The following is a 20,435-nucleotide window of genomic DNA, read 5'->3' as shown; positions in this document are numbered from 1 at the left end:
CGAAAATCAGCTGTATTTCACCGTCAGCGTGGCGCTGCCAAGGCTATGGAAGTGCACGTTGAAACCGACCAGCGCGCCGCTGGAACCTTCATCCACCTCAATACTTTCTACGTCCAGTGCGTGGACGGTGAAGTGATAGCGGTGGCTTTCTCCCTGCGGTGGCGCCGCGCCGCCATAGCCGGCGGAACCAAAATCGGTGCGAGTCTGCACGGCGCCGGCCGGTAAGCCGCCCTTGCCGGAACCTGCGCCCTGCGGCAGTTCACGCGTGGCAGCCGGGATATTGGCTACCACCCAGTGCCACCAGCCGGAGCCGGTCGGGGCATCGGGATCGTATACCGAAATCACGAAACTCTTGGTGCCTTCCGGCACGCCGTCCCAGGCCAGATGCGGCGACAGATTATCGCCATGATAACCCATGCCGTTGAATACCTGGCGCTCCGGCATTTTCGCGCCGTCCTGCAAATCGTTGCTGTACAAACGAAAGCTCATAATGACTCCATTGGTCGGTAAAAGCTGAATGCCTAAGCTAGACCTTTTTGACGTAATAACACAAGCCTCATTGCGCCTCGCCAGCGGCCTGCTCTATGAGTTATCCTCGTTAACGCCGAAGCTACATACGCGACATCAATAATTCACAGATCGATACAAGCAATCATGATTTCATTAAAAAAACGCACGCCGTGGTTTGGTTGGCTGCGCCGCTGGGCCAAGGGCATCAAGCGCGATATTTATGCTCTTTGGCTGGCCGCCCGTGACCGGCGCACGCCCTGGTATGCCAAATTGATCGCCCTGCTGGTGGCGGGTTATGCGGTATCGCCTATCGATCTGATCCCGGACTTTATTCCGGTGCTGGGCTATCTGGACGACGTGATTATTGTGCCGCTGGGCATAATGTTGGCGGTGCGGTTGATCCCCAAGCCGCTGATGGTGGAGTTCCGCGAGAAGGCGCAAAGGCGTATCGACAATCCTACCGGGCGGATGGCGGCGGTAATGATCATTTTGCTGTGGGTGTTGTGTCTGGTATTGCTGGCCCGTTATCTGGACCAGCATTGGTAATCTGTTATTGGACCGCGGCGGTGACTGCGGCGGTCAATTTGCTGAGCTGTTCAGGCTCGATGATGTAAGGCGGCATTAAATAAATCAGTTTGCCGAACGGGCGGATCCACACGCCGCGCTCGACGAATCCGCGCTGTAGCTGCGCCATATCCACCGGCTCGCGCATTTCCACTACGCCAATCGCCCCCAATACCCGCACGTCCGCTACTTTTGGCTGCATTTTCAGCGGCAATAGCTGCTGTTTCAACTGGGTCTCGATGGCGGCCACCTGCTGCTGCCAGCGATTTTCCGCCAGCAGCGATAGGCTGGCATTCGCCACCGCGCAGGCCAAAGGATTGCCCATAAAGGTAGGACCGTGCATAAAGCAGCCCGCAGCGCCGTTGCTGATGGTTTCCGCCACGTGGCGGGTGGTCAGGGTGGCGGAAAGCGTCATATAGCCGCCGGTCAACGCCTTGCCCAGACACAGAATATCCGGTACTACCTCGGCATGTTCACAGGCGAACAGCTTGCCGGTGCGCCCGAAACCGGTAGCGATCTCGTCGGCAATCAGCAGCACCTGATAGCGGTCACAGAGTTCGCGTACCCGTTTAAGGTAAGTCGGGTGATAGATGCGCATGCCGCCCGCCCCCTGGACTACCGGTTCCAGGATCACCGCCGCCACTTCACCGGCGTGTTGTTCCAACAGCGCGGCGAACGGGGCGATATCATTTTCATCCCAGGCCTGATCGAAACCGCACTGCGGCGCGGTAGCGAACAGGTGCGGCGCGAGATAGCCCTGATACAGGCTGTGCATCGAGTTGTCCGGATCGCATACCGACATCGCGCCGAAGGTATCGCCGTGATAGCCGTGACGCAGGGTCAGAATGCGCTGCCGCCGTTCCCCGCGCGCTTGCCAGTATTGCAACGCCATCTTCAGCGACACTTCCACCGCCACCGACCCGGAATCCGCCAGGAACACGCATTGCAGCGCTTCCGGCGTCATAGCGACCAACTTGCGACACAGTTCAATCGCGGCGGAGTGGGTAATGCCGCCGAACATCACGTGCGACATCTTTTCCAACTGCTGCGTGGCGGCCAGGTTCAACTGCGGGTGGTTATATCCGTGAATGGCCGCCCACCAGGACGACATACCGTCAATCAGGCGTCGGCCATCGGCCAACTGCAGTTCAACGCCGCTGGCGGCCTCTACCGGATAACAGGGCAGTGGGTGGCTCATCGAGGTGTAAGGGTGCCAGATATGGCGCTGATCGAATTCCAGGTCGGAGTCAGTGACAGACATACTTGTAAACCAAATCATGTGTGTAATGGTTGACAGTATATCCACAATATCTAAACTGACGACACTTTTTTCATTTTTGGAGACGCCGTGATGGCCGATCGCATTCACTGGACAGTGGGTCTCGCCCAGACCCTGTTTGATAAACCCCTGCTTGAGTTATTGTTTGAAGCCCAGACGGTTCACCGCCAGCATTTTGATCCGCGTCAGGTGCAGGTGAGCACGCTGTTATCAATCAAAACCGGCGCCTGTCCGGAAGACTGCAAGTACTGTCCGCAGAGCTCCCGCTACAAAACCGGCCTGGAGTCGGAGCGGTTGATGCAGGTGGAACAGGTGCTGGAATCGGCGCGCAAGGCCAAGGCAAACGGATCGACCCGCTTCTGTATGGGCGCGGCGTGGAAAAACCCGCACGAGCGCGATATGCCTTACCTGCAGCAGATGGTGCAAGGCGTGAAGGCCATGGGGATGGAAACCTGCATGACCCTGGGCACGCTGGATGGCTCACAGGCGGAACGCTTGGCCGAAGCCGGACTGGATTATTACAACCACAACCTGGATACCTCGCCGGAATTCTACGGCAATATCATCACCACCCGTAGCTATCAGGAACGCCTGGATACGTTGGGCAAGGTGCGTGGTGCGGGTATCAAAGTCTGCTCCGGCGGCATCGTTGGGCTGGGAGAAACGGTGCGTGACCGCGCAGGGCTGCTGGTACAGTTGGCCAATCTGCCCACGCCGCCGGAGAGCGTGCCGATCAACATGCTGGTGAAGGTTAAGGGGACGCCGCTGGCGGACAACGACGACGTCGATCCTTTTGATTTCATTCGCACTATCGCAGTGGCACGCATCATGATGCCGTCTTCTTACGTGCGTCTTTCAGCCGGTCGCGAGCAGATGAACGAACAAACCCAGGCGATGTGCTTTATGGCCGGTGCCAACTCCATCTTCTACGGCTGCAAGCTGCTGACCACGCCAAACCCGGAAGAGGACAAGGATCTGCAATTGTTCCGCAAGCTGGGCCTCAACCCGCAGCAGACCGAAACCGAGCACGGCGACAACCAGCAACAAGAAGTGCTGGCTGCGCGCCTGATGCAGGCCGATACCGCTGAGTTTTACAACGCGGCGCTGTAATGAGCTGGCAACAACGTATTGAACAGGCGCTGGAGGAGCGGCAACAGAGTGCCGCTTACCGCCACCGTTTGGTGAATCAGGGCGGCAATGGCCGCCATCTTCAGCTTAACGACCAACGCTACCTGAATTTTTCCGGCAATGACTATCTGGGCCTGAGCCAGAATGCGCAGGTGATCGCTGCCTGGCAGCAGGGCGCGCAGCAATATGGCGTGGGGTCCGGCGGTTCCGGCCACGTCACCGGTTTTTGTACTGCGCATCAGGCGCTGGAACAACAATTGGCGCAGTGGTTGGGTTATCCGCGCGCGCTGCTGTTTATCTCTGGCTATGCCGCCAATCAGGCGCTGCTGGCGGCGCTGATGCAGGAAGAGGATCGCATCCTGGCCGATCGGCTTAGCCACGCCTCGCTGCTGGAGGCGGCAGCTCACTCACCGGCCCAACTCCGACGCTTTCGCCATAACCAACCGCAGGCGTTGGCCGATTTGCTGGCAAAACCCTGCGGCGGCCAGACGTTGGCGGTCACCGAAGGGGTATTCAGCATGGACGGCGACAGTGCCCCTTTGGCAGAGCTGCACCGTTTGACCCGCGAGGCAGGCGCCTGGCTGATGGTTGACGACGCACATGGCATTGGCATTCAGGGTGAACAGGGGCGCGGCAGTTGCTGGCAGCAGGGCGTACGGCCCGAGTTGTTGGTGGTCACTTTCGGCAAAGCCTTTGGCCTCAGTGGCGCTGCAGTCCTGTGCGATGAATCTACGGCTGAATACCTGTTGCAGTTTGCCCGCCATCTGATTTACAGCACGGCGATGCCGCCGGCACAGGCCTGTGCGCTGCAGGCAGCGTTGCATTGTATCCAGCAGGGTGACGAATTACGCACGCGGTTGAACACGAATATTCAGCGATTTCGCCAGGGGGCGGCCCAGTTGTCGCTGACGCTGACGGAGTCTCTAACCGCCATTCAGCCGTTGCTGGTGGGGGATAATCAGCGAGCGCTTGATTTGGCGCAGCACCTGCGTGCGCAAGGCCTGTGGGTGAGTGCGATCCGCCCGCCAACGGTACCGCCGGGCGGTGCGCGTTTGCGTATTACCCTGACGGCGGCGCATCAGCCACAGGATATCGATCGTCTGCTGGAGGTATTGCATGACGTCAGCGTTTGAACAGGTTAACAAGCAAGCGGTCGCCTCGGCCTTTAGCCGCGCGGCCGTGAGTTATGACGCGGTGGCGGTATTACAGCGTGATGTGGGTGAGCGCTTACTGGGGATGGCGCAGGATCACCGGGGCGAGCAACTGCTCGATGCCGGCTGTGGCACCGGTTATTTCAGCCGCCGCTGGCGCGAACTGGGCAAGCAGGTGACGGCGCTCGATTTGGCACCGGGTATGCTGGCCTTTGCCCGCCAGCAGCAGGCAGCGGATCATTATCTGCTGGGCGACATCGAAAATGTTCCCTTAGCCGATGCTGCCGTGGATATCAGTTTCAGCAGCCTGGTGGTGCAATGGTGCAGCGATCTGCCGCGGGCGTTGGCAGAGTTGTACCGCGTTACCCGCCCGGGCGGCGTGATTTTATTTTCCACCCTGGCTGAAGGTTCGCTGCATGAATTGGGTGACGCCTGGCAGCAGGTGGACGGTGAGCGCCATGTTAATGATTTTCTGCCGCTGGCGCAGATTGAGGCGGCCTGTGCGGGTTATCGCCATCACCTGCAGGCGGAATGGCAAACCCTGAATTACCCGGACGTAATGGCGTTGATGCGATCCCTCAAGGGGATAGGTGCGACCCATTTGCATCAGGGACGAGAGGCTGGGTTACTGTCCCGACAGCGCCTCGCCGCCTTGCAGGCAGCCTATCCCTGCCGCCGTGGACAATTTCCGCTCAGCTATCATCTGGTTTATGGAGTGATTTATCGTGATTAAGCGTTGGTTTGTCACCGGCACCGATACCGAAGTGGGCAAAACCGTGGCCAGCAGTGCCTTGCTGCAGGCAGCCAATTTGGCGGGTTACCGCACGGCCGGCTACAAACCGGTAGCTTCAGGCAGCGAGATGACCACGGAAGGGCTACGTAACGGCGATGCGTTGGCATTGCAGGCCAATAGTTCGGTGGCGCTAAGCTATGGCGAAGTAAACCCTTATGTGTTTGCAGAACCGACCTCACCGCACATTGTCAGCGCCGACGAAGGGCGGCCGATCGAACTGGCTCAGCTTTCCGCCGGGTTACGTCACCTGGAGCAGCGGGCCGAGTGGCTGTTGGTCGAAGGCGCCGGGGGCTGGTTTACGCCGCTTAGTGAACAACATACCTTTGCCGACTGGGTGCAGCAGGAACAACTGCCGGTCATTTTAGTGGTGGGAATACGGCTGGGCTGCATCAACCATGCCGTGCTGACCGCACAGGCTATCCGGCAGGCGGGATTGCCGCTGGTCGGTTGGATCGCCAATGACGTCTGCGCACCGGGTCGCCGCCATCAGGAATATATGGCCACGCTGCGCCGCATGTTACCGGCCCCGCTGTTGGGGGAGATCCCCCATCTGCCCGAAGCCGAACGACAGGCGCTGGGGCAGTATCTGGATTTGAGCGTTTTATAAAGGGACTGGGGGAAATTTCTTCCCCCATATCCTGTTCGTCACACCGCCAGATAGGCATTGATCAAGTCCTCATCCAACTGTTCCAGCGTACCATCCGCCACGCTGCGGCCCTTATCCATCAGGCAAAAGCGATCTGCCACGCGGCGGACAAAGGGCAGTTTGTGCTCCACCAGCAGGATAGTCATGCCCAGTTCCCGGTTAAGTTTGCGGATCACGTTGCCGATATCGGCGGCGATGGACGGTTGAACACCGCTGGTGGGTTCGTCGAGGATCAGCAGCTCTGGTTCCAGTACCAGTGCGCGGCCAATCGCCAGCTGCTGCTGTTCACCGTCGCCCAAATCGCCGGCCCGACGTCCGCGCATCTCCCTCAGGTTGGGAAACAGGTTATAAATCAACGGCGGGATGCGGCGGGATTTATCGCGTCCGGCCATCAGCGCCACCTGCAGGTTTTCCTCAACGCTGAGTTGTGAAAATATCTGTCGCCCCTGGGGAACGTAGCTGATCCCCAGCTCCGTTCGGGTTTCTACCGGCTGCTGCAGCAGATTTTGCGGGGGTTCGTCTGCCAACTGCCAGGTCATGCTGCCGCTGACCACCGGCAAATGACCCATAATGCAGTTGACCAGCGTGGTTTTGCCTACGCCGTTACGGCCGATAAGCACCGTACATTGGCCACGCGGCAGTTCCAGATTGATATCCCACAGGGTATGGTTTTGCCCATAAAACTGATTCACTGACCTTAAACTCAACATCCGGCATTCTCCTCAAAGACCTGTCTTCCACTCGTGGTTGTACGCCCATAGCGGGCGTCGGCGTAACGCGGCGTTAACAGGCCGCGCCGATTTCACCCGCCGGAACCGCAGGCGGCCGGTGCAGGGAAGGGGGACGAACCCCTTCTTCCTCGCTTAATCCACTCCCTACTGCGATTTCCGCCTTAGCGGTTTCTTTCCCGAGTGTTTCAATGTCTGGAACAAAATGCTGATCTGCTACCTTCAACGAGGTAGTTAAGTTTTGACTTAAGCAAGCAATACATAGGTGAAAATGGCACCTAAAGGCCATTCGTTAGCGCTCTCTCATGTTTATGTCGCCAATGTCAGTTGATTCGTATTGGCGTGACGCTAAACCCCGAACAGCTCATTCTGCCGTTTCGGGGCGTAGATTTCCCCGAGCCCACTTTCGCCGTCAAAGGGTAATGCAACCCTTGGGCCAACTTTTTGAACGCTGTAAATCAGAGATTGTTATTGCCTTGTTAACGGCCTGGCGCGCCAGACGCGGGCTGGGTGGAATAGCGGAAAATAGCGGGAAAGTTAACACGGACGATTTTTGCACTCTTCCGGTGCTGAGCAGAAGAGTTATGGTGCAAGCTATTTCATCGCTCGCCGCAAGATGCAGCAAAGGAAGGTAACAATGGGACAAATCTGTTTTTGGCAATGGGTCTTTTTAGCATTAATCGGCATAAACAAAGCGATATTTTTGTGAAAAAATAACTAAAAAAGCCATCTTGGCGAGAAGAAACGCCAAAAAGCGTTCTTTCTGCAACTCCCGCCGGGGGCGGGGCGGTGAGAGTTATCCACTATTCCTGTGGATAACCTTGTGCATTAGATTTAGAAAACCGGTTTAAAGCGAGAGCGGACGCGGGTTCTGTTCGCTTTGTCCGCAATCTCGTCTTTTTTATAAAATCATTATTAATCAATAAATTAACTAAAATCAAGCGGCCTCTGTATTGATGAAGTGCCTATGTATGATTTTTCGCCACAGTGCTATCAATAAGTTAATTCGTGGCGGATTTTGGGGATAAAACTGTTATTGACAATAAAAATGTCACGCCGCTGTAACTCTGGCGGTGCATTCAGCCCAGATTGACGCAAGCCAAAGCAACGAACCGCTTGAAGCTGGTTTTATATCCAGTATCATAGGCACTGGCGAAAATCGCCGGGGCTTTCCATAATTAGAGGCCATTCACCGAGCAGCAGCTCCATGGCCGCCTGAGCGCGCGCATCTCCACAGGGTAGCCGAGTCAATGAGTAAAACGTTCAAACTGCATTCCGAATTCAAGCCGGCCGGCGACCAGCCGGAAGCCATCCGTAAGCTGGAAGAGGGCCTGGAAGACGGCCTGGCTCACCAAACGCTACTGGGCGTAACCGGCTCGGGCAAGACATTCACCGTCGCTAATGTGATCGCCGATCTCAACCGGCCCACCATGGTGCTGGCGCCCAATAAAACTTTGGCGGCGCAGCTGTATGGTGAGATGAAAGAGTTCTTTCCCGAGAATGCGGTCGAGTATTTCGTTTCTTACTACGACTACTATCAGCCGGAGGCCTACGTCCCCAGCTCCGACACCTTTATCGAAAAAGATGCCTCGGTGAACGAACACATCGAGCAGATGCGCCTTTCTGCGACGAAAGCGCTGTTGGAACGCCGCGATGTGATCGTGGTGGCGTCGGTATCGGCGATTTACGGCCTGGGCGATCCGGATTTGTACCTGAAGATGATGTTGCATCTGACCAAAGGCATGATCATCGATCAGCGGGCGATCCTGCGTCGTTTGGCGGAGCTGCAATATAGCCGCAACGATCAGGCTTTCCAGCGCGCGACGTTCCGCGTGCGGGGTGAAGTGATTGACGTCTTCCCGGCGGAATCGGATGAATTGGCGCTGCGCATCGAGCTGTTTGACGAAGAGGTCGAACGGCTTTCGCTGTTTGATCCCCTGACCGGCCAGATCGAACAAGAGGTGCAGCGCTTTACCATTTACCCCAAATCGCACTATGTGACGCCGCGCGAGCGGATCCTGCAGGCGATGGAAGAGATCAAGGTGGATCTGGCCGAGCGGCGCAAGGTGCTGCTGGCCAATAACAAGCTGCTGGAAGAACAGCGTCTGACGCAGCGCACCCAGTTTGATCTGGAGATGATGAACGAACTGGGCTACTGCTCCGGCATTGAAAACTATTCGCGCTACCTGTCCGGGCGCGGCGAGGGTGAGCCACCGCCAACGCTGTTTGACTATTTGCCGGCGGATGGCCTGCTGGTGGTTGACGAGTCCCACGTGACCATTCCGCAAATCGGCGGTATGTACAAAGGCGACCGTTCACGCAAGGAAACGCTGGTGGAATACGGTTTCCGCCTGCCGTCGGCGCTGGACAACCGCCCGCTGCGCTTTGAAGAGTTCGAAGCGCTGGCGCCACAGACTATCTATGTGTCTGCAACGCCGGGCAAATACGAGCTGGAAAAATCCGGTGGTGACATTATCGATCAGGTGGTGCGCCCAACCGGGCTGCTGGATCCGCAAATCGAAGTGCGGCCGGTGACCACCCAGGTGGACGATCTGCTTTCCGAAATCCGCAAGCGGGTGGCGATCAACGAGCGTGTGCTGGTTACCACGCTGACCAAACGCATGGCGGAAGATCTGACCGAATACCTGGAAGAGCATGGCGAGCGGGTGCGCTACCTGCACTCGGACATCGATACCGTGGAACGGGTCGAAATCATTCGTGACCTGCGTCTGGGCGAGTTTGACGTGCTGGTGGGTATCAACCTGCTGCGTGAAGGGCTGGACATGCCAGAGGTGTCGCTGGTGGCGATTTTGGATGCCGATAAAGAGGGCTTCCTGCGCTCCGAACGTTCATTGATCCAGACCATTGGCCGTGCGGCGCGTAACCTCAACGGTAAAGCTATCCTCTACGGTGACAAAATTACCGACTCGATGGCCAGAGCGATCGGCGAGACCGAGCGTCGCCGTGCCAAACAGCAGGCGTTCAACGAAGAAAACGGCATTGTACCGCAGGGCTTGAACAAGAAAATTTCCGATATTTTGCAGTTGGGTAAACCCAGTACCCGCAGCAAGGGCAAAGGGAAGGGCAAAGCTGCGGAAAACGCCGCCCAGTACCAAAATCTTACGCCAAAAGCGCTGGATCAGAAGATTCGCGAGTTGGAAGCGCAGATGTATACCCACGCGCAAAACCTGGAGTTCGAGCAGGCGGCGGGCTTGCGTGACGAAATCCACCAGCTGCGCGAGCAGTTTATTGCCATTTCATAACCCATTGGCGCGCTGCAGACCGCGGCGCCGCCAAAACATAAAATCCTTGTCGCCTCCGCCAAAGCTGATTATGGTGTGCGGCCATTTGACTACTGCGAGCCACCGACCATGACCCAACACCAGTCCAAAGACCCGATGCACGGCATCACTCTGGAACAGCTTCTGAATAAACTGGTGGAAAACTACGGTTGGTCAGGGCTGGCTGAACGCATTCGCATCAACTGCTTCAGCAGCGATCCCAGCATCAAGTCCAGCCTGAAATTTCTGCGTCGCACGCCCTGGGCGCGCAAACAGGTGGAAGATCTTTATCTCGACATGGTTGAGCAGGCCGCCAGCGATAACCCGTGGCTACGTGGCGGCAAATAAACGCTTAGGCGCGGGCACCTAACTCGATCAACGCCTGATCCAGCGCCTGGCGCAGCAACTGACGATCGTGGCGGTAAGGAATATCCTGCGCTTCCAGCGGCTGTTTGATCACCACCCGATCTTGCACTTCACGGGTATCCGCCGTTGGCCCGACAATGACGGCATCAATCATCTGGCGGCCAATTTTCGCCTCCATCAATTCCAGCTTGTTCTTCAGCGTCAAGGCTGCCGCCGCGACGCTTAATTCGCGTCCGAGGTTGTCGATATAAATCATATTGGCGCTGCTGCGACGCAGAGCCTGCGTAAGGTCATCGAGCAACAGCAGAGGCATCAGGCTGGTCAGAAAACTGCCCGGTCCTATCAGGATCACGTCGGCCTGCGCGATAGCATCCAGCGCTTCGCGCGTTGCGTTGACGTGAGGTGACAGCATCAGCTCCTGTGGCATGTCGGTCAGTTGATCGACATTCACCTCGCCGTAAACGTGGTTGCCTTCATGATCGTGCGCCATCAGGTCCACCGGCTGTTCGGACATCGGGATCAGCGCCGCGTCCACCTTCAGCAGGCTGCGCACCAGGTTGATCGCTTCCAATGGGCGTACGCTCAGGTGATCCAGGGCTTTCAACATCAGATTGCCGAGGTTGTGCCCAGACAGTTCGCCATTGCCGCTGAAGCGGTATTCGAACATCGCGGAAGCCACGCTCGGTTCGGTGATCAACTGATTCAGGCAGTTACGGGTATCGCCCCAGGCAATGCCCCCTTCCGAACGGCGAATACGGCCGGTAGAACCGCCGTTATCGGTGGTGGTGACAATACCGGTTAAACGGGAGCCTAAAGACGACAGGGAAGACATCACGCGACCAAGACCATGACCGCCGCCTAATGCCACTACCCGATCGAGATCGGCCAGGGTTCGATTACGCATAAATTTCCTTACAAGGGGGCTTAACTGCCCGCATAAAGTAGCGGATTTGGCGTAAAAACGCGAAAAAGAGTGTGGTTTGCGTGATTCCGGTCAATTCGTCTCCCTAAAGGCTGTTTATCATGGTTTACCAGATTAGGAATCGCCTAAAATCGCTGTATACACAATTATATAGCGAAATTGCGCGTTGGCTATCGCGTTTGTTTAGCGCTAGAATTCCGATGAAAACCACGGTTTCGTTCCGGCTACTCCGACTGCGGGAACTGAGACCAAAACTCCTAGCCTCTGGGCCTACGTTGTTCCTGCGAACAATATGGCGCTTGGGCCGTGGCGAAGTCAGCCACCAGGGTGCAGAGCGGAAACGTTCGCATCTCCCGACTTTGGAAGGTGTTATGGTGCCGCAACTCATTGATGCTTATGAGCGCAAGTTCTATTACTTGCGCCTGTCGATCACCGACGTGTGCAACTTTCGTTGCACCTACTGCTTGCCGGACGGCTACCGCCCGAACGGCAGCCCGAAAACATTCTTGTCGCTTGATGAGATCCGACGCGTCAGTCGCGCATTCGCCGAACTGGGCACCGAAAAAGTGCGCCTGACCGGCGGAGAGCCTTCTCTGCGCCGCGATTTCACCGAGATCATCGCTGCCGTGCGTGAAAACCCGGCCATCCGCCAGCTCGCCGTGACCACCAACGGTTACCGTATGGCGCGCGACGTCGCCGGCTGGCGTGATGCCGGCCTGACGGCGGTCAACGTCAGCGTCGACAGCCTGGATCCCCGCCAATTTCATGCCATTACCGGGCAGGACAAGTTCCGCCAGGTGATGGACGGCATCGACGCCGCCTTTACCGCCGGTTTCAGCAAGGTGAAGGTCAACGCGGTGCTGATGCGTGACGTTAACCACCAACAGCTGGGCGCCTTCCTTAACTGGATCAAAGACCGCCCGATTCAACTGCGCTTTATCGAACTGATGGAAACCGGCGAGGGGGGCGATCTGTTTCGTAAGCACCACGTTTCCGGTGAAGTGATCCGTTTGCAGCTGGAACAGCAGGGCTGGCAGCGTCAGCCGCGCGGCCGCAGCGACGGCCCGGCGCAGGTGTTCAGCCATCCGGATTATCAGGGTGAAGTGGGCTTGATCATGCCGTATGAAAAAGATTTCTGCGCCAGCTGCAACCGGCTGCGTGTTTCCGCTATCGGCAATTTACACCTGTGTCTGTTCGGCGAGCAGGGCATTGGTCTGCGCGATCTGCTGACGAATGATCAGCAGCTTGATGAACTGAAGGACCGCATCCAGGGCGGGCTGCTGAGTAAGAAACAGACTCACTTCCTGCATCAGGGTAACAGTGGCATAACGCAGAACCTGTCGTTTATCGGCGGCTGATCCCCGGCATCTTTCAAGCCGCAGCGTTGTTGGCTGCGGGCGCTCACCCCAGTCACTTACCTGAGTAAGCTCCTGGGGATTTACGGCCTTGCCGCCTAGCTGCAACTTGAAATCTATTGGGTATCCTATGAATAGGAGCAAAGTGAACAATGAGTCATGCCAACAGTGAATTCATTCCGGTACATATCGCTATTTTGACCGTTTCGGACAGCCGTGGCGAAGCGGAAGACACCTCGGGCCAGTACCTGCAAGAAGCGGCGCTTGAAGCCGGACACCGGGTAGTGGATCGCGCCATCGTCAAAGACGACAAATACCTGATCCGCGCACGCGTTTCCACGTGGATTGCAGACGAAACGGTACAGGCCGTGCTGATCACCGGGGGCACCGGCTTTACCGCCAGAGACTACACCCCGGAAGCGCTGCTGCCGCTGTTCGATCGCGAAGTGGAAGGGTTCGGCGAACTGTTCCGCATGGTGTCTTACGAAGAGATTGGCACCGCCACGGTCCAGTCGCGCGCGCTGGCCGGTATGGCCAACCAGACGGTCATTTTTGCCATGCCGGGGTCAACCCGCGCCTGTCGCACCGCCTGGGAACGCATTATTGAAGAGCAGTTGGACGCGCGTCATCGCCCGTGCAACTTTCTGCCACATCTGAAGAAATAAAAATTATGACGCAGCTAACCCACATTAACGCCGCGGGCGAAGCCCATATGGTTGACGTTTCAGCCAAAGCAGAAACGGTGCGCGAAGCGCGCGCCGAAGCTTTCGTCGAGATGTTGCCGACCACGCTGGCGAGGATTATCGAGGGCAGCCACCACAAGGGCGACGTGTTCGCCACGGCGCGCATCGCCGGTATTCAGGCGGCGAAACGCACCTGGGAGCTGATCCCGCTGTGCCATCCGCTGATGCTGAGCAAGGTCGAAGTGCAGTTGGAGGCCCAACCGGAACACAGCCGGGTGCGGATTGAAACCTGCTGCCGACTGACCGGTAAGACCGGTGTTGAAATGGAAGCGTTAACCGCGGCTTCAGTGGCCGCATTGACCATTTACGACATGTGTAAAGCGGTACAGAAAGACATGGTGATCGGCCCGGTGCGGCTGCTGGCGAAAAGCGGCGGCAAATCCGGTGATTTTAAGGTGGAACTATGATTAATATTCTTTTTTTTGCTCAGGTACGCGAACTGGTTGGCACCGGCGATTTATCGATGCCGGCAGATTACCCGACGGTTGAAGCGCTGCGTAAGGCGCTGTGCGAACGTGGCGACCGTTGGGCATTGGCGCTGGAGTCCGGCAAGCTGTTGACCGCGGTGAACCAGTCGCTGGTGGCGGCCGAACATCCGCTGCGCGCCGGCGATGAAGTCGCTTTCTTTCCACCGGTAACCGGAGGTTAAGAGTGGAAAATACCCGTATCCGCGTGGGTGAAGCGCCGTTCAGCGTCGGCGACGAATACCAGTGGTTGGTGCAGTGCGACGATGATGGCGCCGTGGTCACCTTTACCGGCAAGGTACGCAATCATAATCTGGGCGATGACGTCAGTGCGCTGACGCTCGAGCACTACCCTGGCATGACCGAAAAAGCGCTGGTCGAGATCCTGGACGAAGCCCGTAGCCGTTGGCCCTTGCAGCGCGCGACGGTGATCCATCGCGTGGGCGAGCTGTTTCCCGGTGATGAGATTGTCTTCGTTGGCGTGACCAGTGCGCACCGCAGCATGGCATTCGAGGCTGCCGAGTTCATTATGGATTACCTGAAAACCCGGGCGCCCTTCTGGAAACGCGAAGCCGTCGGGCAGGGAGACCGTTGGGTCGATGCGCGCGACAGCGATCGCCAGGCGGCGGAACGCTGGCATAACACGCGTCATACTTGAAGAAATGCCGATCAGTTAAGGTGCTTTTTGGCAAGTTCGAGGTTATTTTCGGTCGATAAACGAGCAAAGCACCCTGAGGGTCTTAGGCTCCGACCGAGCAAGGGGCCGAGGCGCGGCCCCTTGCAACCCGCGCCTTTGCCCTATCAGACGGTTGGCTGCGCCAACGGCTCTCACTTCATCACGCCGCATCACGGCCGGCTACGACAGGCGTCCCTGCCTGTCTCGCCTGAAACTGCCGTCTCTGGCGGTTTCGCCTATGCGTCGCTCCTGCGTTCGACGTCTTCAAGGGCGCCCAACACCCTGCTCATCTCATCATTTTCACTGTCTTTCATCACGTAGCGTCAAACTGAGGGCATAAGCAGCCCGGTGGCTGCCAGTGCGGGTGTTGACCTTGGTGCGCATCACCGGCTGCCGAGCAAGACGGCGTTGTCAGGGGCAACCGGCCAGGGAAGGCCGGTTGAGGCGAGACTAACAGGGACGTTTTGTGGTAGCCGACCCGCCCGACAACGCAGGTGCAGCGAGGGTATCCGCGGAGCGGACAGAGGGTGTTAAGCGAAGGCGCGGGTGGAGGGGCCGCGCCTTCGGCCCCTCCAATTGCCGTTCATTGTGGCGGCAGAGAAATGCCGGATATTGACGGCAATTCTACCTACACTGAACCTACAGGGACCGAATAAAAAAATGCCAGTCAGGCTTAACCGATCAGTATTCCGTCATACTTGAAGCTGCGTCTGTGTTGCCCGCCTTTGCTCACCCCAGCCACTTAGTTATCTAAGCTCCTGGGGATTCGCTCAGTTGCCGCCTTGATGCAACTCCAATTATTCAGCGCATAACGCGTAACAGCGGAAACAAATCAATACCTTTGCCGCTTTGCCATCGGGTTTTATGTGGTACGCTTATAGCAGGCCGAGCCCCATAAATGGGGGTCGAAATCTTGTTTCATACGCAAAAGGTAACCGTCATGGACCGATATCCACGCTCTAATGGTTCAATCGTCGAACGTGCCAACAGCGGTATTCAGGCTTATATGGCGCAGGTTTATGGCTGGATGACCTGCGGTATGCTGTTGACGGCGTTTGTTTCCTGGTACGCGGCCAACACGCCTGCGATCCTTAACTTTATCTTCTCCAGCCAGATCACCTTCTTTGGCCTGATCATCGCGCAGTTGGGGCTGGTGTTCGTTATTTCCGGCATGGTCAATCGTCTTAGTGGCACGGTCGCCACCTCGCTGTTTATGCTCTATTCGGCGCTGACCGGGCTAACGCTTTCCAGCATTTTCATCGCTTACACCTACAGCTCGATCGCCAGCACCTTCGTGGTGACCGCCGGCATGTTCGGTGCGATGAGCCTGTACGGCTACACCACCAAGCGCGACCTGAGCGGTTTCGGCAGCATGCTGTTTATGGCGCTGATCGGGATTGTGCTGGCTTCGCTGGTCAATATCTGGCTGAAAAGCACGGCGTTGATGTGGGCAATTACCTATATCGGCGTGGTGGTGTTTGTTGGCCTGACGGCGTACGACACCCAGAAACTGAAGGCCATGGGCGAGCAACTGAATGCCGATGATAAAGACAGCTTCCGCAAATACGCCATTGTTGGCGCGTTGACGCTGTATCTCGATTTCATCAACCTGTTCCTGATGTTGCTGCGCATTTTCGGCAACCGCCGCTAAATCCGTCGTCTTTCAAGCTGCAGCGTTGTTGACTGCGCTCGCCTACCCCAGTTACTTACTTAAGTAAGCTCCTGGGGATACAAGAGCTGGTCGCCTAGCCGCAGCATGAAATCCATAGGATTTACAGCGAAGAGAAAGACTCTGCGATCTCGATCGCAGAGTCTTTTTTTTATGCAATTTTACGGCGGAACATGGCATAGGCGGCGCTGCCGGTGGTGGCGGTAATGGCCAACAGCGGCCACAGGCTGTGCCAGATGATGCTGAAACTGGCGTCTTTCAAATAGATCTGTTTGGTGATGTCGGTGAAGTGGCGGATGGGGTTTACCCAGGTGAGGTTTTGCAGCCACACCGGCATATTCTCCACCGGTGAAACATAACCGGAGAGCAGGATGGCCGGCATCATAAACACGAACACGCCGATAAACGCCTGTTGCTGGGTGGCGCACAGCGACGAAATCAGCAGGCCGAACCCCACCAGCGACAGCCCGTAAATCAACATGGTGCCGTAGAACAACAGCAGCGACCCGGCGAACGGGATCTGATAGATAAAGATGCCGATCAGCAACACTATGCTGGCCTGGAAGGTGGCGACGATCAGCGCCGGCACCGCTTTGCCGATAAAAATCTGCCAGGTGGTCAACGGCGACACCAGCAGTTGCTCCAGCGTGCCCTGTTCACGTTCGCGCGCCACCGACAGCGAAGTCACTATCAGCACGCCGATGGTGGTGATCATGGCGATCAGCGACGGCACCACAAACCACTTGTAGTCCAAATTCGGGTTATACCAGTTGCGCACCACCAGTTCGCTGTTGTTAGGCTTGGCACGGTTGCCGATCAGCTCATTTTGGTAGTCCTGCACAATCTGCTGCACATAGTTGGCGGCGATCTGTGCGCTGTTGGAGTTGCGCCCATCGAGCAACAACTGCAGCGGGGCCGTATTGCCGCTGGCGATATCCCGTGAAAATTGTGCCGGGAAACGGATCAGCAGCAGCGCTTTTTGGTTATCGATAACGCTTTGTATCTCTTGCGGGCTGCGCAACAGCAGCACGTGGGAGAAGGCCTTGGCCTTGGCAAAGCGCTGGGTCAGCTCGACCGAGGCATGGCCGCTGTCTTCGCTGTACACCGCAATGGTGGCATTGGTCACTTCCAGGGTGGCGGCGAAGGGAAACAGCAGCACCTGCAGAATAACCGGCAAAATCAGAATGGCGCGGGTCTGCGGGTCGCGCAGCAGCGATTGCATTTCCTTAATGATTAACGTCCAGAGACGGTGAAACATCTTCTTTCCCCTTAATCCAGCCGCCGCTGGGTTTTCCAGGCCGTCAGGCCGATAAATACCACCGCAGAAGCGATCAGGAACAGCAGGTTAATCATCAACACCGTGCCGACGTTGCCCGCCAGGAACAGCGTTTGCAGCGTGCTGACGAAGTAACGCGCCGGAATGATGTAAGTGACGGCGCGTACGATGGCCGGCATGCTGTCGATCTGGAAGATAAAGCCGGACAGCATAATCGACGGCAGAAAGGCGGCATTCAGCGCCACCATCGCCGCGTTGAACTGGTTGCGGGTAATGGTGGAAATCAGCAGCCCCATGCCGAGGGTACTGGCGAGGAACAGGCTGCTGATGACGAACAGAATCAGCAGCGAACCGCGATAGGGCACCCCGAGCACCCACACCGAAACTACCATGCACAGCACCATGGCGATCATGCCGAGGAAGTAGTAAGGCACCAGCTTCGACAGCAGCAGTTCGGTTCGCGTCACCTGAGTGGAAAGCAGCGCTTCCATGGTGCCGCGCTCCCATTCGCGGGCGATCACCAACGAGGTGAGGATAGCGCCGATGACCGTCATGATAATGGTGATGGCGCCGGGAATGATGTAATGCCGGCTGATGGCCGCCGGGTTAAACCAGTAGCGCATCTGCACGTCGATCAGCGGTTTTTCTTCGCGCCCGCTGTCGGTGGCGCGCTGCTGTTGCCAGATTTGCCACACTCCCTGGGTATAGCCCTGAACGAAGTTGGCGGTATTGGGTTCACTGCCGTCGGTAATGATTTGCAAGGGGGCGCTGTCGTGCGGCCGCGCCATGCGTTGGGCAAAATCATTGGGGATCACCACCAGCCCGCGGATGCGCCCGGCTTGCATCAGCTGGATCAGCTGCTGGCGATTGTCGCTGATGGTGGGTTCGATATAGGGCGAACCGGTAAAAGCGTTAGCCAGATCGCGTGCCTCTTCGCTTTGTTGTTCCATCAAAATCCCCAGCCGCAGCTTGCTGGAATCCAGGTTGATGCCGTAGCCAAAAATAAACAGCAGCATCAGCGGAATGACGAAGGCGATCAGCCCGCTGCTCGGATCGCGCATAATTTGCCGCGTCTCTTTCAGGCACAGCGCGCGCAGCCGCCGCCAGGAGAAACCGCTGTCGTCGGTGCTGGCCGTTTCGCTATTCATGCTTTTTCCTCCTGATCATAACCCTGCACCAGTTCGATAAATGCCTGCTCCATCGAAGGGTTGGGGTTCTCGCTGCTGGCCACCTGATGCTTGAGATCGTCCGGGGTCCCGGCGGCGATGATTTTGCCGCGATACACCAGCCCGATGCGGTCGCAATATTCCGCCTCGTCCATAAAGTGGGTGGTGACCATGACGGTGACGCCCTTGTCTACCATACCGTTGATATGCAGCCAGAATTCACGCCGGGTGAGGGGATCGACACCGGAGGTGGGTTCGTCGAGAAACAGAATATCCGGTTCGTGCATCAGCGCGCAGGCCAACGCCAGCCGTTGTTTGAAGCCAAGCGGCAGGGAATCTGGCGTCTGGTTAATGATGGGGTCGAAGTTGAAGGCGCGGGACATCTCACTGATTTTTTCGCGCTGCGCCTTGCCGCTCAGGCCATACACGCCGGAGAAAAATTTCAGGTTTTGCGCCACCGTCAGGTTGCCGTACAGCGAGAATTTTTGCGCCATGTAGCCCAAATGCTGGCGCGCCTTGCCCGAGCTGGTTTTCAGGTCCATTCCCAGCACCAACGCCTTGCCTTCGGTTGGCACCAGCAGCCCGCACATCATTTTGAAAGTGGTGGACTTACCGGCCCCGTTGGGGCCCAGCAGGCCAAAAATCTCGCCGCGCTGCACTTTAAAATCCACGTGGTCGGTGGCGGCAAAGTCACCGAATTTCTTCGTCAGTCCCTGCGCTTCGATCACGGTTTCGGTGCTTTCCCCTTCGACGGTTGGCATGATTTCCGCCAGCGCCGACTTGCTGTTCGGCCCGCCGCCGAGCAAATCGATAAATGCATCCTCAAAGCGCGGTTCCGCTTCGCTCAGCTCGGCGTCCGGCAGATCCAACGCCTGCAACACCTGGCGGTGATCTTCGCCTTCTTTCAGGATCAGGCGCAGGTATTTGCCCTGGATCACGCCGTCGGTGACCGCAGGCAGGCAGATCGCCCGTTGCAGCAAGGCACGGTGGCTGCCGGCTGGTGGTGCTATCAACACCGTGCGCCCGGCCATGCGCTGGGTGAGATCTTTAGGTGCGCCGCTGAACAACAGTTCCCCTTCATTGAGCAGCAGCACTTCACGGCATTGTTCCGCTTCGTCCAGATAGGAAGTGCTCCACAGGATCAGCATGCCGTCGTTGGCCAGCTCATGCACCATGCGCCACAGCTCGCGGCGCGAGATCGGATCGACGCCGACGCCGGGCTCATCGAGCAACAGCACCTGCGGTTGCCCGACCAGCGTACAAGCCAGCCCAAGCTTCTGCTTCATGCCCCCCGACAGTTTGCCCGCCAGCCGGGTGGTGAAGCGGGTGAGATCGGTAAATGTCAGCAGCCGATCAAAAGTCTGTTTACGCAGATCGCCCGTGACGCCGCGCAGATCGGCATACAGCGTCAGGTTCTCCATCACCGTCAGATCTTCGTACAGGCCAAACTTTTGCGGCATATAACCGAGGATCGCATGCAACTGGCGATCCTGAGCGATCGGATCCAGCCCGGCGACGCGTAACGTTCCGCTGCTGGGTTTGAGCAAACCGGCCAGCATGCGCAGCAGGGTGGTTTTTCCGGCACCGTCCGGGCCAACCAGCCCGGTAACCGCGCCGCTGGTCAGCCGGGTGGTCAGGCTGGCGACCGCCGGTTTTTGCAGCGACGGAAAACGTTTTTCCAGCGCTTCCAGCTCAATCACCTGTTCCATCACCGTCCC

At 57.5% G+C, this 20,435-nt stretch carries 20 protein-coding genes and 1 riboswitch; of the genes, 13 read left to right on the top strand and 7 right to left on the bottom strand.

The genetic code is table 11. The features are described 5' to 3' along the window. Positions 1-6: 6 nt before the first annotated feature. Positions 7-489, bottom strand: coding sequence for a kinase inhibitor (locus ACMGG1_RS17830; protein ID WP_020825713.1), 483 nt, complete (start codon positions 487-489; stop codon positions 7-9). Between the two features lie 165 nt (positions 490-654). On the opposite strand from ACMGG1_RS17830, the gene ACMGG1_RS17825 reads away from it, so the two are divergent. Then, the gene (locus tag ACMGG1_RS17825; protein WP_048761208.1) at positions 655-1,056 is read left to right on the top strand and encodes a YkvA family protein; all 402 of its coding nucleotides are present in this window, start codon (positions 655-657) and stop codon (positions 1,054-1,056) included. 4 nt (positions 1,057-1,060) lie between these two features. Here the strand turns inward: ACMGG1_RS17825 and bioA are convergent, their stop codons facing one another. Continuing rightward, positions 1,061-2,335 carry an adenosylmethionine--8-amino-7-oxononanoate transaminase gene (gene bioA, locus ACMGG1_RS17820; protein ID WP_122080586.1) on the bottom strand — a complete coding sequence of 425 codons (1,275 nt, stop codon included), beginning with the start codon at positions 2,333-2,335 and terminating at the stop codon, positions 1,061-1,063. A 90-nt stretch (positions 2,336-2,425) separates the two neighbouring features. Between bioA and bioB the strand changes: the two genes are divergently transcribed. The 4 genes from bioB to bioD are packed head-to-tail and all read left to right on the top strand — an operon-like array spanning position 2,426 to position 6,032. Continuing rightward, the gene (bioB, locus tag ACMGG1_RS17815; RefSeq protein ID WP_020825716.1) at positions 2,426-3,463 is read left to right on the top strand and encodes a biotin synthase BioB; all 1,038 of its coding nucleotides are present in this window, start codon (positions 2,426-2,428) and stop codon (positions 3,461-3,463) included. Beyond that, positions 3,463-4,614, top strand: a complete 1,152-nt coding sequence (gene bioF / locus ACMGG1_RS17810) for an 8-amino-7-oxononanoate synthase (protein WP_262244526.1) — start codon at positions 3,463-3,465, stop codon at positions 4,612-4,614. Before bioB ends, bioF begins: the two co-directional genes overlap by 1 nt. After that, positions 4,598-5,365 (top strand): malonyl-ACP O-methyltransferase BioC, encoded by a 768-nt coding sequence (bioC, locus tag ACMGG1_RS17805; protein ID WP_128863935.1) that lies wholly within the window; start codon positions 4,598-4,600, stop codon positions 5,363-5,365. The genes bioF and bioC overlap by 17 nt, the downstream gene beginning before the upstream one ends. Continuing rightward, positions 5,358-6,032 (top strand): dethiobiotin synthase, encoded by a 675-nt coding sequence (bioD, locus tag ACMGG1_RS17800; protein WP_020825719.1) that lies wholly within the window; start codon positions 5,358-5,360, stop codon positions 6,030-6,032. The genes bioC and bioD overlap by 8 nt, the downstream gene beginning before the upstream one ends. A gap of 38 nt (positions 6,033-6,070) precedes the next feature. On the opposite strand, the gene ACMGG1_RS17795 is transcribed toward bioD, so the two are convergent. Further along, a complete protein-coding gene (locus ACMGG1_RS17795) occupies positions 6,071-6,781 on the bottom strand; it encodes an ATP-binding cassette domain-containing protein (protein ID WP_041414306.1) in 711 nt (236 codons plus the stop codon). 1,268 nt (positions 6,782-8,049) lie between these two features. On the opposite strand from ACMGG1_RS17795, the gene uvrB reads away from it, so the two are divergent. Both uvrB and ACMGG1_RS17785 read left to right on the top strand, forming a co-directional pair. Continuing rightward, positions 8,050-10,062: an excinuclease ABC subunit UvrB gene (gene uvrB / locus ACMGG1_RS17790; protein WP_020825721.1), complete on the top strand. Its 2,013-nt coding sequence runs from the start codon at positions 8,050-8,052 to the stop codon at positions 10,060-10,062. Between the two features lie 108 nt (positions 10,063-10,170). Next, a complete protein-coding gene (locus ACMGG1_RS17785; RefSeq protein WP_020825722.1) occupies positions 10,171-10,428 on the top strand; it encodes a VF530 family DNA-binding protein in 258 nt (85 codons plus the stop codon). A gap of 4 nt (positions 10,429-10,432) precedes the next feature. On the opposite strand, the gene ACMGG1_RS17780 is transcribed toward ACMGG1_RS17785, so the two are convergent. Then, the gene (locus ACMGG1_RS17780) at positions 10,433-11,350 is read right to left on the bottom strand and encodes a gluconeogenesis factor YvcK family protein (RefSeq protein WP_020825723.1); all 918 of its coding nucleotides are present in this window, start codon (positions 11,348-11,350) and stop codon (positions 10,433-10,435) included. 260 nt (positions 11,351-11,610) lie between these two features. Further along, positions 11,611-11,753, top strand: a riboswitch (molybdenum cofactor riboswitch). On the opposite strand from ACMGG1_RS17780, the gene moaA reads away from it, so the two are divergent. The 6 genes from moaA to ACMGG1_RS17750 all read left to right on the top strand — a co-directional run bounded on the left by moaA (position 11,740) and on the right by ACMGG1_RS17750 (position 16,257). Beyond that, complete coding sequence (gene moaA / locus ACMGG1_RS17775; RefSeq protein ID WP_020825724.1) at positions 11,740-12,726, top strand: GTP 3',8-cyclase MoaA; 987 nt, start codon at positions 11,740-11,742, stop codon at positions 12,724-12,726. (Overlaps the previous riboswitch by 14 nt.) A 149-nt stretch (positions 12,727-12,875) precedes the next feature. Beyond that, positions 12,876-13,388, top strand: a complete 513-nt coding sequence (gene moaB / locus ACMGG1_RS17770) for a molybdenum cofactor biosynthesis protein B (RefSeq protein WP_020825725.1) — start codon at positions 12,876-12,878, stop codon at positions 13,386-13,388. A gap of 5 nt (positions 13,389-13,393) precedes the next feature. After that, the gene (gene moaC / locus ACMGG1_RS17765) at positions 13,394-13,873 is read left to right on the top strand and encodes a cyclic pyranopterin monophosphate synthase MoaC (protein ID WP_262244525.1); all 480 of its coding nucleotides are present in this window, start codon (positions 13,394-13,396) and stop codon (positions 13,871-13,873) included. After that, positions 13,870-14,115 carry a molybdopterin synthase sulfur carrier subunit gene (moaD, locus tag ACMGG1_RS17760; protein WP_012005757.1) on the top strand — a complete coding sequence of 82 codons (246 nt, stop codon included), beginning with the start codon at positions 13,870-13,872 and terminating at the stop codon, positions 14,113-14,115. Before moaC ends, moaD begins: the two co-directional genes overlap by 4 nt. Positions 14,116-14,117: 2 nt before the next feature. Beyond that, positions 14,118-14,588, top strand: a complete 471-nt coding sequence (gene moaE / locus ACMGG1_RS17755) for a molybdopterin synthase catalytic subunit MoaE (RefSeq protein WP_414160906.1) — start codon at positions 14,118-14,120, stop codon at positions 14,586-14,588. 958 nt (positions 14,589-15,546) lie between these two features. Then, complete coding sequence (locus tag ACMGG1_RS17750; RefSeq protein ID WP_020825728.1) at positions 15,547-16,257, top strand: Bax inhibitor-1 family protein; 711 nt, start codon at positions 15,547-15,549, stop codon at positions 16,255-16,257. A 169-nt stretch (positions 16,258-16,426) separates the two neighbouring features. On the opposite strand, the gene ACMGG1_RS17745 is transcribed toward ACMGG1_RS17750, so the two are convergent. From ACMGG1_RS17745 to ACMGG1_RS17735, 3 genes are read right to left on the bottom strand one after another with little or no spacing between them, the layout of a single operon-like run. Beyond that, a complete protein-coding gene (locus tag ACMGG1_RS17745; protein ID WP_020825729.1) occupies positions 16,427-17,533 on the bottom strand; it encodes an ABC transporter permease in 1,107 nt (368 codons plus the stop codon). A gap of 11 nt (positions 17,534-17,544) precedes the next feature. Further along, on the bottom strand, positions 17,545-18,699 hold the full coding sequence (locus ACMGG1_RS17740; protein ID WP_048761234.1) for an ABC transporter permease: 1,155 nt from the start codon (positions 18,697-18,699) through the stop codon (positions 17,545-17,547). Then, positions 18,696-20,426 carry an ATP-binding cassette domain-containing protein gene (locus ACMGG1_RS17735; protein WP_122077653.1) on the bottom strand — a complete coding sequence of 577 codons (1,731 nt, stop codon included), beginning with the start codon at positions 20,424-20,426 and terminating at the stop codon, positions 18,696-18,698. The genes ACMGG1_RS17740 and ACMGG1_RS17735 overlap by 4 nt, the downstream gene beginning before the upstream one ends. Positions 20,427-20,435 lie beyond the last annotated feature (9 nt).

Origin of the sequence: Serratia sp. BNK-12 (assembly GCF_047456085.1) — a bacterium.
Taxonomy (GTDB): domain Bacteria; phylum Pseudomonadota; class Gammaproteobacteria; order Enterobacterales; family Enterobacteriaceae; genus Serratia; species Serratia liquefaciens.
The sequence above is the reverse complement of the archived record's forward strand: the minus strand, read 5'-3'. Positions and strand labels throughout refer to the sequence as shown.